General features: G+C 54.0%; 13 protein-coding genes. 7 read left to right on the forward strand and 6 right to left on the reverse strand.

Annotation, left to right across the window (positions count from 1 at the left end; translation table 11 throughout):
* The first annotated feature begins 318 nt into the window (after positions 1-318).
* The 6 genes from ppiB (at position 319) to OB87_RS02955 (ending at position 6,531) form a co-directional block, all read left to right on the forward strand.
* Complete coding sequence (ppiB, locus tag OB87_RS02925; protein ID WP_033567909.1) at positions 319-813, forward strand: peptidylprolyl isomerase B; 495 nt, start codon at positions 319-321, stop codon at positions 811-813.
* A 10-nt stretch (positions 814-823) separates the two neighbouring features.
* Complete coding sequence (gene lpxH / locus OB87_RS02930; protein WP_033567910.1) at positions 824-1,546, forward strand: UDP-2,3-diacylglucosamine diphosphatase; 723 nt, start codon at positions 824-826, stop codon at positions 1,544-1,546.
* A gap of 222 nt (positions 1,547-1,768) precedes the next feature.
* Positions 1,769-2,278 (forward strand): 5-(carboxyamino)imidazole ribonucleotide mutase, encoded by a 510-nt coding sequence (gene purE / locus OB87_RS02935; RefSeq protein WP_033567911.1) that lies wholly within the window; start codon positions 1,769-1,771, stop codon positions 2,276-2,278.
* Entirely contained in the window at positions 2,275-3,345 is a 1,071-nt protein-coding gene (gene purK / locus OB87_RS02940; RefSeq protein WP_033567912.1) for a 5-(carboxyamino)imidazole ribonucleotide synthase, read from the forward strand. Before purE ends, purK begins: the two co-directional genes overlap by 4 nt.
* A 469-nt stretch (positions 3,346-3,814) precedes the next feature.
* Positions 3,815-5,098 carry an HAAAP family serine/threonine permease gene (locus OB87_RS02950; RefSeq protein ID WP_033567914.1) on the forward strand — a complete coding sequence of 428 codons (1,284 nt, stop codon included), beginning with the start codon at positions 3,815-3,817 and terminating at the stop codon, positions 5,096-5,098.
* Between the two features lie 62 nt (positions 5,099-5,160).
* Entirely contained in the window at positions 5,161-6,531 is a 1,371-nt protein-coding gene (locus OB87_RS02955; RefSeq protein ID WP_033567915.1) for an L-serine ammonia-lyase, read from the forward strand.
* Positions 6,532-6,589: 58 nt separating this feature from the next.
* On the opposite strand, the gene OB87_RS02960 is transcribed toward OB87_RS02955, so the two are convergent.
* The 6 genes from OB87_RS02960 to OB87_RS02985 form a co-directional block, all read right to left on the reverse strand.
* Positions 6,590-7,030, reverse strand: a complete 441-nt coding sequence (locus OB87_RS02960; RefSeq protein WP_033567916.1) for a helix-turn-helix domain-containing protein — start codon at positions 7,028-7,030, stop codon at positions 6,590-6,592.
* Positions 7,031-7,297: 267 nt separating this feature from the next.
* Positions 7,298-7,861 carry a YolA family protein gene (locus tag OB87_RS02965; RefSeq protein WP_200884262.1) on the reverse strand — a complete coding sequence of 188 codons (564 nt, stop codon included), beginning with the start codon at positions 7,859-7,861 and terminating at the stop codon, positions 7,298-7,300.
* A 442-nt stretch (positions 7,862-8,303) separates the two neighbouring features.
* On the reverse strand, positions 8,304-8,753 hold the full coding sequence (locus OB87_RS02970; RefSeq protein ID WP_050515608.1) for a DUF4879 domain-containing protein: 450 nt from the start codon (positions 8,751-8,753) through the stop codon (positions 8,304-8,306).
* 282 nt (positions 8,754-9,035) lie between these two features.
* Complete coding sequence (gene pstB / locus OB87_RS02975) at positions 9,036-9,851, reverse strand: phosphate ABC transporter ATP-binding protein PstB (RefSeq protein WP_033567918.1); 816 nt, start codon at positions 9,849-9,851, stop codon at positions 9,036-9,038.
* A 17-nt stretch (positions 9,852-9,868) separates the two neighbouring features.
* On the reverse strand, positions 9,869-11,515 hold the full coding sequence (pstA, locus tag OB87_RS02980; RefSeq protein WP_033567919.1) for a phosphate ABC transporter permease PstA: 1,647 nt from the start codon (positions 11,513-11,515) through the stop codon (positions 9,869-9,871).
* Complete coding sequence (locus tag OB87_RS02985) at positions 11,512-13,668, reverse strand: ABC transporter permease subunit (protein WP_033567920.1); 2,157 nt, start codon at positions 13,666-13,668, stop codon at positions 11,512-11,514. The genes pstA and OB87_RS02985 overlap by 4 nt, the downstream gene beginning before the upstream one ends.
* A 222-nt stretch (positions 13,669-13,890) precedes the next feature.
* On the opposite strand from OB87_RS02985, the gene ppk1 reads away from it, so the two are divergent.
* Positions 13,891-15,960, forward strand: coding sequence for a polyphosphate kinase 1 (gene ppk1, locus OB87_RS02990; protein WP_033567921.1), 2,070 nt, complete (start codon positions 13,891-13,893; stop codon positions 15,958-15,960).
* The last annotated feature ends 3 nt before the right edge of the window (positions 15,961-15,963 follow it).

Consider the following 15,963-nt stretch of genomic DNA (forward strand, 5'->3'; position numbering starts at 1 on the left):
TATTGAGTGAGCAACGTGTTAACGAGAGTGACTATCAACTGCAACAAGGATAAGTTTAGAAAGTAAAAAAACATATCAAAATGAAACCAGTTTTTGATTTAGCGCAACAAAAATATATTTCAAATAAACTCAATTAAATATCAATATTTAGTGATTTTATTTGAATGAAATTCCATGCTCGTTTTTACATTTCTCCGCCAGCCTCGCCGCTGTGCTGACTCAGCCATTCACTTATGTTATAAGAGCGCTCTTGGCGGCTTGGCGCCTCGGTGAATATCTCTCATCATTCTGTGTACTATGGCTAAGTAAGGTTCATCTATGATTACGTTTCATACCAACCACGGCGATATCGTCATCAATACTTTCCCGGAAAAGGCACCGGTTACCGTGGAAAACTTCCTGAACTACTGCCGCAGCGGTTTTTACGATAACACCATCTTTCACCGTGTGATCAACGGCTTCATGATCCAGGGCGGTGGCTTCGAACCCGGCATGAACCAGAAAAACACCAACGCGCCGATCAAGAACGAAGCGAACAACGGTCTGGGCAACAACCGTGGCACGCTAGCCATGGCTCGCACCAATGACCCGCATTCAGCGACCGCCCAGTTCTTCATCAACGTGGTGGACAACGACTTCCTGAACTTCAAGTCTGAAAGCGTAAACGGCTGGGGTTACTGTGTATTCGCTGAAGTAGCGGAAGGCATGGACGTGGTTGACAAAATCAAAGCCGTCTCCACTGGCCGCAGCGGTATGCATCAGGATGTACCGAAAGAAGACGTGATCGTCACCAGCGTAACCGTCAGCGAGTAACGCCTGCTGCATGACCACGCTGTTTATTAGCGATCTGCATCTGAGCGAACAGGAACCGGCGATCACCGCCGGTTTTCTGCGTTTTCTGCATGAAGAGGCACCCGGTGCCGACGCGCTCTACATCCTCGGCGATTTGTTCGATGCCTGGATTGGTGACGACGACCCGGCCCCACTGCACACTACGGTGGCGAAGGCGTTAAAGACGCTGGCCGATACCGGCGTACCCTGCTATTTCGCCCACGGCAACCGCGACTTTCTGCTCGGTGCGCGCTTCGCTCGCCAGAGCGGTCTGCAGTTGCTCGCCACGGAAACGGTGCTTGACCTCTATGGCCGTCGCACGTTGCTGCTACACGGCGATACTCTGTGCACCGACGATCACGCCTACCAGAACTTCCGCCGCAAGGTGCATAATCCGCTCATCCAGCGGCTTTTCCTGTGGCTGCCGTTGTTCCTGCGACTGCGTATCGCCGCCCGTATGCGTGCCGCCAGCCAGCAGGCCAACCAGCACAAATCCATGACCATTATGGACGTCAACGCTGATGAAGTGATGGCCCGCTTGCGGCACTATCAAGCCACACTGATGATCCACGGTCATACCCATCGCCCGGCAATACATGCTATCGAACACGCTGATGTTCACGCTGAACGCGCGGTACTGGGTGCCTGGCATCAGGAAGGGTCAATGCTGCGGGTGACCGCAGACGACGTCCGTCTGATTGCCTTTCCATTGTAACGCGACGTTTACACTGATTTTCTCCGTTAACGGCCCATTTCATCGCCACGCAACCGTTTTCCTCCCTTCTGGCTCATGGTATGCTCTACGCCCTCGCGACCTGTAGCCCCCACTTCAGGTCGCCGTTGCGCCACGCAATGACCGCATCATGCACGATTACTGTCATACTCGATCATCGACATGAATCACCACCGTCATGCAAACCACAGGAGCATTACAGGCATGTCATCCAACGCTGCCCCGGCGAAAATCGCTATTGTCATGGGTTCAAAGAGTGACTGGGCCACCATGCAGTTTGCTGCAGAGATCCTCACCACGCTGAACTTGCCCTATCACGTTGAAGTTGTCTCCGCACACCGCACGCCAGACAAACTGTTCAGCTTCGCCGAACAGGCAGACCAAAATGGCTTTGACGTTATTATTGCTGGTGCAGGCGGCGCCGCTCACCTGCCGGGTATGCTGGCGGCCAAAACGCTGGTGCCAGTGCTGGGTGTTCCGGTGCAGAGCGCCGCGTTAAGCGGTGTCGACAGCCTCTATTCGATTGTGCAGATGCCGCGCGGTATTCCTGTCGGTACACTGGCCATCGGCAAAGCCGGTGCCGCGAACGCCGCCTTGCTGGCCGCACAGATTCTGGCGCGTCACGACAGCGCGCTGGCGTCTCGTCTGGCCGCCTGGCGTCAGGCACAAACTGACGAGGTGTTGAACCACCCAGACCCGCGGGAGGATGCATGAAACCGGTTTGCGTACTGGGTAACGGTCAACTGGGCCGTATGCTGCGTCAGGCTGGCGAGCCGCTGGGTATCGCCGTTTATCCGGTCGGGTTGGATGCCGAGCCGGAATCGGTGCCGGTACAACACAGCGTCATCACCGCTGAAATTGAACGTTGGCCGGAAACGGCGCTGACCCGCCAGTTAGCGCAGCACCCGGCGTTCGTCAACCGTGATATTTTTCCGCGTCTGGCCGATCGCTACACCCAAAAACAGCTGCTGGACGAACTGAATCTGGCCACCGCCCCCTGGCAGTTGCTGGCCTCGGTACAAGAGTGGCCGTCGGTATTCGCAACGCTGGGCGAACTGGCGATCGTTAAACGCCGTGTTGGTGGCTATGACGGCCGAGGTCAATGGCGTATTCGTCCCGGCGAAGCGCATAGCCTACCTGCCGACTGCTACGGCGAATGCATCGTCGAACAGGGTATCGCGTTTTCCGGCGAAGTTTCGCTGGTCGGCGCGCGCAGCGCCACAGGTGATTGCGTATTCTACCCGCTGACCCGCAACCTGCATGAAGACGGTATCCTGCGCGCCAGCGTGGCACTGCCGCAACCACAGCCGCACCTGCAACAGCAGGCGGAGCAGATGCTGTCGGCCATTATGCACCGTCTCGGCTACGTGGGCGTCATGGCGATGGAATGTTTCGTGGTGGACGATCACCTGCTGATCAACGAACTGGCGCCACGGGTGCACAACAGCGGCCACTGGACGCAAAACGGTGCCACCATCAGTCAGTTCGAACTGCACTTGCGGGCGATTCTTGGCCTGCCGTTGCCGAGCCCGGTTGTTGCCAGCCCCTCCGTGATGGTCAACCTGATCGGCACCGACGTGAATATCGATTGGCTGACGTTGCCATTGGTGCACCTGCACTGGTATGAGAAAGAGGTACGCCCAGGCCGCAAGGTGGGTCACCTGAATCTCAATCACCCGGATGCAGCACAACTGGGCCAGACGCTGAGCGCACTGGCACCGTTGTTGCCGGGTGCCTATCAGTCCGGGCTGGTCTGGGCCCAGCAGCAACTGGACTGCTGAGTCATTTAATGATACTGGCGAGCCGACAGCGGTTCGTCAGTACCTAACGCTATATTTTTACGTGACATTATGATGATTGGGTTTATTATTTCCTCAGTTTCCACAATAAATATCTTTTTCTGGTTATTTATTTCATCCATCGATATTTCTCGTGAAACATATTTCCGCTCCGTTAGCCTCTTAATTAGCCACATTAACGCATCAAAAAAGATACCGCTAAAAATAAACATTTTAACGCATCAATCCTGATATTTTATTTTTAATTAATTGGGGTTAAAATAATTGACCTCAATTCATTTATGTGATCGCCTCACTATTATTCCCCAACAGTCAGGATATAGAATGCAGCCACAAAAAAGATTACCCCGATTCACATGATGTCTCGTGTGACACCTGCGAATTATCTCTGTATTGGCCTGCCGCCGGTACGGTATTTTTTATACTCTGTGTTCACCAAGGAGAAACACGCATGAGCACAATTCAAGACAGCAGTCAGGTACTGGAGCAAGCTTCAGGCTGGCGCAAAAGTGATACCGTCTGGATGTTGGGCCTGTATGGCACGGCAATCGGGGCGGGCGTGCTGTTTTTGCCCATCAATGCCGGTATTGGCGGATTGATTCCGTTGATTATCATGGCAATTATTGCTTTTCCAATGACGTATTATTCTCACCGCGCATTATGCCGTTTTGTCTTATCCGGTAAAAAAGGTGGTGAAGATATTACTGAAGTAGTAGAAGAACACTTCGGTACAGGTGCGGGAAAATTAATCACCCTGCTTTATTTTTTCGCTATTTACCCGATCCTTCTGGTTTATAGTGTTGCCATTACCAATACTGTTGACAGTTTCATTACTCATCAGTTGCATTTACCGTCACCACCGCGAGCCATTCTGTCTCTGATATTGATTCTGGGGCTGATGTTTATTGTCCGCTTTGGCGAAGCCATGATCGTGAAAGCCATGAGTGTGTTGGTTTATCCGTTCGTAGCCGTATTAATGATGCTGGCGCTGTATTTAGTTCCTCACTGGAATACCAACGTCTTCCACAATATTTCTCTGACCAACAGCACCACCGGTAATGGCTTGCTGGCAACGTTATGGCTGGCGATTCCGGTCATGGTGTTCTCCTTCAACCATTCGCCGATTATTTCGTCTTTCGCGGTCGCCAAACGCCGTGAATATGGCGACAACGCCGAGAAAAAATGCTCCCGCATTCTGGCCTGTAGCCACATCATGATGGTGCTGACCGTAATGTTCTTCGTGTTCAGTTGCGTACTGGCGCTCTCCCCATCAGACCTGATGGAAGCCAAGGCGCAGAACATTTCGATTCTGTCCTACCTGGCTAACCACTTTAACAACCCGGTTATGGGTTACCTGGCACCGGTTATCGCCACTATCGCTATCTCCAAGTCGTTCCTGGGTCACTATCTGGGTGCTGGCGAAGGCCTTAACGGCATGATGGTGAAAATGCTGCGCAGCCGCGGTAAAACCGTCTCAACCGCCAAGTTGAACCGCATCACCGCCTTGTTCATGCTGGTCACCACCTGGCTGGTCGCCACCCTGAACCCGAGCATTCTGGGTATGATTGAAACGATGGGTGGCCCGGTTATCGCCTGCCTGCTGTTCCTGATGCCGATGTACGCTATCCGTAAAGTGCCAGCTATGCGTCAGTACAGCGGTGCGTTGAGTAATGTGTTTGTCACCCTGCTGGGTCTGATCGCCATCACCGCCATCGTCTACACCCTGTTCGAGTAATACCTCTGTCCCCTCCCGACGCAGGCGGCCCGGCTGCCTGCGTCAGCTGAAAGGAACCCCCTATGGTCAGCGTATTTGATATTTTCAAAATTGGTATCGGCCCTTCCAGTTCGCATACCGTTGGCCCGATGAAAGCTGGCAACATGTTCACCGACTCACTGGTCAGCCTGTCCCTGATTTCATCGGTTGATGCCATTGTCGTCGATGTTTACGGCTCACTGGCCCTCACCGGCAAGGGCCACCATACCGACATCGCCATCATTATGGGACTGGCGGGCAACCTGCCGGACAGCGTAGATATCGACGCCATCCCAGCGTTTATTCAGCAGGTGCAGCATACCGGCCGTCTGCCATTGATCAACGGGCGCTATGACGTCAGCTTCCCGCTGGACAGCGCATTGCGCTTTCAGCCGGAGAACCTGCCGCTGCATGAAAACGGCATGACGATCCGCGCGCTCGACGCCAGCCAGAAGGTGCTGTACAGCAAAACCTACTACTCCATCGGCGGCGGTTTCGTGGTCGATCAGGAACATTTCGGTCAGCCGATGACACAGGAAGAGCGCGCGCCCTGGCCGTTCTATTCCGCCCGGCAATTGCTGCAACACTGCCACGACAACTGCCTGTCACTGTCGGCGGTGGTGATGAAAAACGAGATCGCCATGCACGGCCGTGACGCACTGGAAGCCTACTTCGCCAGCGTCTGGCAAACGATGCAGAACGCCATTCATCGCGGCATGAACACCGAAGGTGTCTTGCCCGGCCCGCTGCGAGTGCCGCGTCGCGCCTCGGCACTGCACCGCCTGTTGTTCACCAACGGTCGTTTCTCCAACGACCCGATGGATGCGATGGATTGGGTAAACATGTTCGCCATGGCGGTATCGGAAGAAAACGCCGCTGGTGGCCGGGTGGTGACGGCTCCCACCAACGGCGCGTGCGGTATTATCCCCGCCGTACTGGCGTACTATGACCGTTTCATCCAGCCGGTAACGCCGGATACCTGTCTGCGCTATTTTCTGGCGGCGGGTGCCATCGGCATTCTGTTCAAAATGAACGCCTCAATTTCCGGAGCGGAAGTGGGCTGTCAGGGCGAAGTGGGCGTAGCCTGCTCAATGGCAGCGGCTGGCCTGGCGGAACTGCTGGGTGCTAACCCGGAACAGGTATGCATCGCTGCGGAGATCGGTATGGAACACAATCTGGGGCTGACCTGCGACCCGGTGGCCGGTCAGGTTCAGGTGCCATGCATCGAACGCAACGCCATTGCGTCCGTCAAGGCCATCAACGCCGCACGCATGGCTATCCGCCGTGCCAGTGAACCTCGTGTCTCACTGGATAAAGTGATTGAAACCATGTACGAAACCGGTAAAGACATGAACGCCAAATACCGCGAAACCTCGCGTGGTGGTCTGGCAATCAAAGTGGTGCAGTGCGAATAAGCGTTCATCACAGGCAGTTAAAACAGACTCACGCGCCGGGCTCATGCCCGGCGTTTTTTCAGGAAGGTTTTTTTTCGCTATCCGGCCAGGACCAGATCAGGTTGTTTTCAGCGGCGGAAACATACCAGTCAAGCGCGCTGGCGACCGGTTTAGGCATCGACTCCGGCGCAGCAACAGGTGCAGCGGCATCGGTGTTTTTCTTGCGAATGCGCAACGGCGCACGCGTTTGCCCGCCATTCAGGCGCGCATTGAAATTCTCGACTTCAGTATCAAACAGCACGCCTTCCAGCTGATGTAAGCGGTTCAACCCGCGCAAAATCGCCAGCAGGCTGCTCAAGGTGATCGACTCGCCCATTTCCGCCCGCTTGATGGTGGCGATGCCAAGCCCGGCCCGCTCGGCCAGATCCACCTGCGACAACCGCTGCTGAATACGGGCGTCTTTTATGCGCCGACAAAGCTCGGTGATGATGTCACCTTCGCTCATGGTGCTGAATCTCATAATGCCTACCGTTCATACGCGTGAATAAAACCCGTTGTTATTTTATCACCACCGGGTTCGATCACACGGATAATTAATGACGCGTATCAATTATTTTGATCCAACACATAAAATATCGCTTAACGCGTCTTCTCAACTTGTTCAGGTACGCTATTTCTTTGCAATTAATTAAAACTTTAGAAACAAGTTCGTCTTCAAAACGTCATGGTTTGAAACTGTCACCGCTTAAAAAAACAGGCAGCGCACGTGCTGCCTGTTGTATGACACTTATTGAATATTAAGCGAGGTGCTCAATGTGCGATTCGGGAAATTAGTTGATGTGGATTGATAACGGAACACCACCGACGACATATTGTCTGCATTGAAATATGCCATCCACCCCGAAACAATTGAGCCAGCCGGGCAGCTTTCGGTATAGCGGCCACTGACAATACAGACAGCATTAACCTGGTACGGGCTGGTTTGCCCACCATTCAACCAGCCAATGCGGTTACCACCATACCCCACTTCCAGCACGGCAATGCGCAACGTGGTGCCACCCGCATAACCAGACAGTGTAAAGGTATTGGTCGGCACCGCCTGCCAGCCGCCTTTCAGCGAAGAATACACCGCGTACACACGCACCGAGCTCAATGCGGGAGCGGGCGCACGCAGCGCTTTGTGTTCGGAAGAGGACACATCCTGTTCCGAACTGGCTGACAGTGGATTATCAACAAACGGAGAATCGAGCGCCGTAATCACGGTTTGCACCGGTTCATCAGAGGTTTGAGCATAAACTGGCGAAAGTGCCGCCACGACCATACCCAGCGTAAAACCTATTTTTATAGACATTCTCATCCTGAGTGGTTCCATTAAATATGCAGCCCATTGCTGCCATGGCATACTAATCAGCACAAAAGATTGCCTCCAGTAAAAAATAGAAATAAACAACACCATTCAAGAAACAAATAAAAATTAGAGAAAATATAGATAAAGAAAAAATAGAAACCAACCGGAAAATACAAATCAAATTATATTAATACGGGGATATTATCAGCAATTTATCTTTTTTGGCATTCAGCAAATTGAATCATTGGAAATATGAAATATACCCTAAATAATTCGAGCTGCAGGACAAAACGTATTGCGTTTTGAACAACGCGAAGCGTTGGCCCTTCAGGGCAAGGCTCATTTTCGCAATGCCAGTCGCGAAAAAGATCCCCCGAAAAGGACAACAGGCAGCGTATGGGCTGCCTGTCAGGTGTAGTCTTACTGATACGGTATTATTGAAAAATTATTTAATATTCAGTGACGTGCTCAATGTTTTATAGGGGAAATTCGCCGATGTTGATTGATAGCGGAAATTCACCGATGTCAGGTAATTCGCATTAAAATACGCAATCCATCCCGCACCTGTGGCACCTCTGGGGCAATTGTCCGTCATCTCCCCTCTCACCAGACACGCCAGTTTCACGGAGTCAGGTTTCTTTTGTGTGCCATTGATCCAACCAATACGATTACCACCATACCCGGTTTCAACAACAGCAATCTGCAATGTGCCACCCGCATAACCTGGGCCAATTGCTACAGTGTTAACCGGTGGGTAATACCAGCTGCCACCGAATGTGCCGGATAAGACCTTAACGCGCAATCCACTCAGTGCTGGAGCTGGCGCACTGAACGCAGAAGATGCGGTAGCCAACAACAATCCCAGTGCCAACCCCATTTTTATAGACGTTTTCATCCCTAGTAATTCCATTTAAATAAACAGCCAATTGCTGCGCAGGAAAGAGTAATTCACCGAATCAATCACATCTAGTTAAAACCAGGTGTATTCGTGTTATACGTTCTAATAAGTAAAATAATGCTGACACAGATCAAATACAGGAAATAAGTAAAACCGGCACAATTACCATCAAAAAAAATATTCACCCATCGTTATTTTACGATGAGAGTTGTGTTCTTTTGGTTGATATAAGCTTTATTCTATCGCCCCACGACAGTCGCCCTTGTCGTGAGGTTCAGCTTAACCAAAACGCCCTGTAATATAATCTTCGGTACGACGTTCAGCAGGCGCGGTAAACAGTGCGTCAGTCTCGTTATATTCGATCAACCGTCCATGATGGATAAACGCCGTATAATCAGACACTCGCGCCGCCTGCTGCATGTTGTGGGTCACCAGCACCAGCGTAAAACGGCGTTTCAGCGCACCGATCAACTCCTCAATCACCAGCGTCGAGATGGGGTCCAGCGCCGAGGTCGGTTCATCCAGCAGCAACACTTCTGGTTCAATGGCGATGGCACGGGCTATCACCAGCCGCTGCTGCTGGCCGCTGGAGAGCGTCAGCGCATTGTCACCAAGCCTGTCTTTTACTTCATGCCACAACGCCGCGGCCCGCAGCGCATTTTCCACCGCTTCATCCAGCATCCGCCGGTCTTTCACACCTTGCAGACGAAGACCATAGATCACGTTTTCATAGATAGATTTGGGGAATGGATTGGGACGCTGAAATACCATGCCGACCCGGCGGCGCAGCGTCGATACATCCATTGTCGGATCGTTGACAGGCATCCCTTGCAGCCGAATATCACCCTCAATGCGGCACGTCTCCATCAGGTCGTTCATGCGGTTAAAACAGCGCAACAAGGTGGATTTCCCGCACCCAGACGGCCCAATCAACGCGGTCACACGGTGCTTTGGAATGCGCAGGGAGATATCGCTCAGCGCCTGCTTATCGCCGTAATACAGATTCAGCCCGTCGACCGACAAGGCCGTTTGATCATCCGTCAACCGGTGGACATCCATCACGGGGAGTCGTTCCAGTTGTTTCGGCATTCCCATCACTATTCTCCCGCCACTCAGAGTGACATCGCTCGGTATTTTTCACGCAGCACATGGCGAATGCCAATCGCTGCCAGATTCAACGCCACCACAATCAACACCAGCAGCAACGCCGTGGCATAAACCAATGGGCGGGCAGCTTCCACATCCGGGCTCTGAAACGCCAGATCATAAATCTGGAACCCCAGATGCATGAACTTTCGCTCCAGATGCAGGTAGGGAAAGATATCATCCACTGGCAGCGCTGGCACCGACTTCACGACACCGACCAGCATCAACGGCGCGGTTTCCCCCGCCGCCCGCGCCACCGCCAGAATCAGCCCAGTCATCATCGCTGGCACCGCCATCGGCAACACCACGTGCCACAGCGTTTCTGCACGGGTCGCTCCCAGCGCCAGCGAGCCATGACGCATCGATACCGGAATACGCGATAATCCCTCTTCGGTGGACACAATCACCACCGGCAACGTCAGCAATGCCAGCGTGAGCGACGCCCACAACAACCCCGGCGTGCCGAATGTCGGGTTAGGCAACGACTCAGCGTAAAACAGGCTGTCTAGCGTGCCGCCGACCAGATAAACAAAAAACCCCAGTCCGAACACACCGTAGACAATAGACGGCACCCCGGCCAGATTCGCCACGGCAATCCGCACCCAACGTGTCAGGCTGTTGTTGTCGGCGTACTCATGCAGATACACCGCCGCCACCACCCCCAGCGGCATCACGATAATCGACATCAAAATAACCAGCAGCACGGTGCCAAAAATTGCTGGAAACAGCTGACCTGGGCTGCTGTCGTCCGGCTCGAACCGGGTCAGCATAGTGCTTAGCACCTGCAACGTTTGCTGCACTTTCTCAGGGGTGGTCATCGCATTCGGATACCAGGCCCGATCAATCATCCTGACCGGAATGGTATGCTGCTGCCCTTGCGCATCCCGCAGTAACACGGCACTCCGGTTGATGTCGGTATTGAGCGCTATCAGTTGCTGGTTAAGCTCGCTGAAATGACGCTCCAGCTCGGTGCGTTCAGCTTTGAGGCGTGCCTGCGCCCGGTCATCCAACCGGTTTTCCCGGCGCAGTTTCTCTTCTTGCAACCGCAACGCATCGAACTGCTGGTTGACCCGGTTCATCGCTCCCAGGCGCAAGGTCTGCGCGCGCGCCATCAACTGCTGCACCTGAAAAATACGCTGTTGCAGCGTCGATGACAGATTATCAGACACCAGCGGCTGCCCATCCTCGGTCATACCATCAAGATAGCCATAGGCCATACCGTTAGTGGTACGACGTACCGCCAGCACATCAGCAGGCAAACGGGCATCCGTCACCGACGTGGACAACAGCGTCTGAAAGCTTTGACCATAAAATTCCCGCCACCCGGTTTTAAGCAGATAACGGGTAGCGCCTTCTGCGGGCGTATTCACAACGCCAGTATCCATCAGCTGTTGCCGGGTCAGATGCTGCACATCATAGCGTTCGCCGATCAGCTGCCGCTCACGGCCCTGAGAATCCTGCAAACTGAACAACCACACCGGCTGCGGCCACAAATAACGCGCACTCTGCCCGATCAACAGCACAAATACCGCGATCATGGCAATCAGGCTGAAGGTAATGGCGGACGCCGTCAGCCATACCCAGGGCGTTCCGGTGCCGAACCAACGCTTCATGACAATTCTCCTTCATCACGATAGCGGCGACGCAGACGCTGGCGAATGACCTCCGCCAGCGAATTGACCACAAAGGTAAACACAAACAGCACCAGGGCAGCCAAAAACAGTACCCGATAATGCGCGCTGGACATCGCCGCTTCCGGCATTTCAATGGCGATATTGGCCGCCAGCGATCGCAACCCCTGAAACAGGCTGTTATCCATCACCGGTGTGTTGCCGGTCGCCATCAACACAATCATGGTTTCGCCCACGGCACGACCAAAGCTAAGCATCAGGGCAGCGAAAATACCGGAACTGGCCGATGGCAGCACCACCCGCCACAGCGTTTGCCACGCCGTCGCCCCCAACGCCAGCGACCCCTGACTCAGCCGCGCCGGTACACTGAATAGCGCATCCTCCGCCAGCGAGAAAATCAGCGGGATCAACGCAAACCCCAGCGCTACCCCTGCCACCAGCGTATTACGCTGGCTGAAATGATCGCCCATCCACTGCCAGAGCGGCTGCCCCAGCAGGCGCATTTCCAGCCACGGCCCCAACCAGCAGGAAAAGGCCAGTATCAGCAACATCGCCGGTATCAACAGTACGGCGTCCCAGCCTGCTGACACGCCGCGCCGCCAGCGTTCCGGCAGTTGCTCCAGCAACCAACCACACCCCAGCACGGCCAGCGCCCACAGCGGTGGCAACAATAAAATAGCCGCCAGATAGGTAGCCATGTGCGGTGCCAGCCAGAGTGCGGCAATCAGCCCAATCACCACCGTCGGCAACGCGCCCATGATTTCCATCGCCGGTTTAACCCAGCGCCGCAGCGCGGGTGCCATGAAGCAGGCAGTGTAAATCGCAGCAGCCAACGCCAGCGGGGCGGCGAACGACATGGCGTAAAGTGCGGCTTTGAAGGTGCCGGTCAATAACGGGACCAGACTAAATTTGGCCTGATAACTGTCATCAGCCGCAGTCGGCTGCCAGACATAATCAGGCTCGGGATAGTTTTCATACCAAAGTTTTTGCCACAAACCGCGCCAGCCAATATCTGGGTAAGCGTTGTCCAACTGATAGGGTTGCCAGCCTGTCTCCGTTTCCAGCAGTAATGCCCGCCCACGGGGAGAAAACGCGGCTAGCCTGGCTTGTGGCACCAGTAAGGCGCTCATCAGTTCACCGAACTGTTTACTGGCGAACAGTGAGAAATGCCCCTGCGGATCGAGGGTGGCGAAAACACGGCGACGCGGCTCAACCACCAGTTGTAACTGCCGCCCTGCCGTGGGGAAAGTACGAATCTCACTCAGCCGCGGCCCTTGTGCCGTCGGGGTATCGAACCACTGGCTGACCAGCCCATCGGAGGATTTCACCAGCAACGAATGGCCGCCCGCCAGCAGTGATAACGACAAGGGTGCCGTTCCCGGCAACGTGACTGTTTCACGCGCGGTAAGCGCTTGCTCACTGCGTTGCCATATCGTCAGACGATTGCCGTTCAGGGTGTAGATCTGCTGCCCGTTCGGCGTCAGCAGCAATTGCTCTGTTGGTTCGCTCAGTACAGCCTGCCCGATAGGCTGTGCACCAACAGCCGTTAGCGAATCGAGTTGCAACCGGTTATCACCATCAACCATCGCCACCCATTGCTTATCGTCTGACTCGGCCACCGCCAGATGCTGCAACGGCGACACCGCCCCGACAGGCTGAAGTGGCTGCTCACCCAGTGGATATTGCCATTGCGGTGCACCCACGCCAGACAGTGGCATTTCCGGGCGCACCACGCTCAACGCACCGTCAGCCTGCCCCAACACCAATAGCGGGCGCTCACCTACACTCATCGCTGCCAGCGTAACCGATGGCGCTAATCGCTCTCGCGCGACAGACTGACCCTGCTCAAGCGCGATGAATTCGCCGTAACCGGACGCCGCAACCCGGAAAGCCCAGCGACCGTTATCATTGATGCCAAGCGCCAGCGTCGGTTCACGGGTATCTACCGCCACCGGCGTCAGCGGCCGAATCGACGCAGAGGAAAACAGCGGGATCACCACATACAGCAGATAAAAAAAGATCAGTAGCAGCGCCAGCAACACCAGCCACCCGCTCCCCACCACAATCCGGCGTGTCAAACGGTCGATAAACGCCCGCTGTCTGTCCCGGTAAGGTAAATTGCCTGTGTCTGCCATGCGTCGCCGTTATTCCTGCCGTGTCGTGAATTTGTCCGCCCTCTTACAAAAATGAAGAGGAAGTTAAATTCCCCGTCACTGACGGGGTAACATATGTTGCCTTTACGCCTGTAATATGACAATGGTAAGTCGATACGCGCATTCGCTTTTATCGTCATTTGCGCGCCATAATGAACGTGGATATTAGCTACACTTAAGTCAAAATAGTGTAACGGAGCGACAATGAGTCAGGACAAACTCTACATAGAAAAAGAGTTGAGTTGGTTATCCTTTAATGAGCGTGTGTTGCAGGAAGCGGCGGACAAAACCAATCCGTTAATTGAACGGATGCGGTTTCTCGGCATCTACTCCAACAATCTGGACGAATTCTACAAAGTTCGCTTTGCCGACCTGAAGCGCCGTATCCTGATCAACGAAGAACAAGGCTCCGCTGGCGAACTGCGCCATCTGCTCGGTAAAATTCAGACCAGGGTCCTGAAAACCGACCAACTGTTCGACAATCTGTACAACGAATTGCTGCTGGAAATGGCCCGCAACCAAATTTTTCTGGTGAACGAGCGCCAGGTTTCCCCCAACCAGCAAATCTGGTTGCGCGAATACTTCCGGCAAAATCTGCGCCCACATATCACGCCGATTCTGATTCTGACAGAAACCAACCTGGTGGAGTTTCTGAAAGATGATTACACCTATCTGGCGGTAGAAATCATCCGGGGCGAGAAGACCGATTACGCGTTGCTGGAAATTCCGTCTGACAAGGTGCCGCGTTTCGTCGACTTGCCGCCGGAAGCACCACACCGCCGCAAGACCATGATTCTCATCGACAATATCCTACGCTATTGTCTGGACGATATTTTCCGTGGCTTTTTCGATTTCGACGCGCTTAATGCCTACTCGATGAAAATGACCCGCGACGCCGAATACGATCTGGTCACCGAAATGGAATCGAGCCTGCTGGAACTGATGTCCTCCAGCCTGAAACAACGCCTGACCGCCAAGCCGGTGCGCTTCGTCTATCAGCGCGACATGCCAGACGCGATGGTAGAGTGCCTGCTGAGTAAACTGGGGATCTCCTCCTACGATTCGGTTATTCCCGGTGGCCGCTACCACAATTTCAAAGACTTCATCGGTTTCCCGAACATCGGCCGCGCCAATCTGGTCAATAAACCGCTGCCGCGCCTGCGTCACAACTGGTTCAGCCAGTTCCGCAACGGGTTTGATGCCATCCGCCACCGCGATGTGTTGCTTTACTATCCGTACCATACTTTCGAGCATGTACTGGAGCTGCTGCGTCAGGCTTCTTTCGACCCAAGCGTGCTGTCGATCAAGATCAATATTTACCGCGTAGCGAAAGATTCCCGCATCATCAACTCGATGATTCACGCCGCGCATAACGGCAAAAAAGTGACCGTGGTGGTGGAACTACAAGCTCGCTTTGACGAAGAAGCCAACATTCACTGGGCCAAACGGCTAACGGAAGCGGGCGTTCACGTTATCTTCTCGGTGCCGGGGTTGAAGATTCACGCCAAACTGTTCCTGATTTCGCGTAAAGAAGGCGACAACATCGTGCGTTATGCCCACATCGGCACCGGCAACTTCAACGAGAAAACCGCACGCCTGTACACCGATTACTCGCTGCTCACTGCTGACGAACGCATCACCAACGAAGTCCGCCGGGTGTTCAACTTTATTGAGAACCCATACCGTCCGGTCAGCTTCGACCATCTGCTGGTGTCGCCGCAGAACTCCCGCGAACGTCTCTATCAAATGATCGATCAGGAAATCGCTAACGCACAATCGGGGCTGGAAGCTAAAATCACCCTGAAAGTCAACAACCTGGTGGACAAAGGACTGGTAGACCGTCTGTACGCGGCTTCCAGCGCCGGGGTAAAAATCAACCTGCTGGTTCGCGGCATGTGTTCACTGATTCCAGAACTCCCTGGGATCAGCGATAATATTCACGTCATCAGTATTCTGGACCGCTATTTGGAGCACGATCGCGTCTATGTGTTCCACAATGGCGGTGACCACAAGGTCTTCCTGTCATCCGCTGACTGGATGACACGTAATATTGATTACCGTATCGAAGTCGCAGTGGAAGTACTGGATCACAGGCTAAAGGGCCGGGTGCTGGACATTCTGGATATTTTGTTCAGCGATACGGTAAAAACCCGTGTGGTAGACAAGGAACTGAGCAATCGCTACGTCACCCGCGGCAACCGGCGCAAGATACGCGCCCAGAATGCCATCTATGACTATATCAAGGCGCTTGAGCAACCCGGAGAACAGGCCTGACCC

This window comes from Dickeya undicola (assembly GCF_000784735.1).
Lineage (GTDB): Bacteria > Pseudomonadota > Gammaproteobacteria > Enterobacterales > Enterobacteriaceae > Dickeya > Dickeya undicola.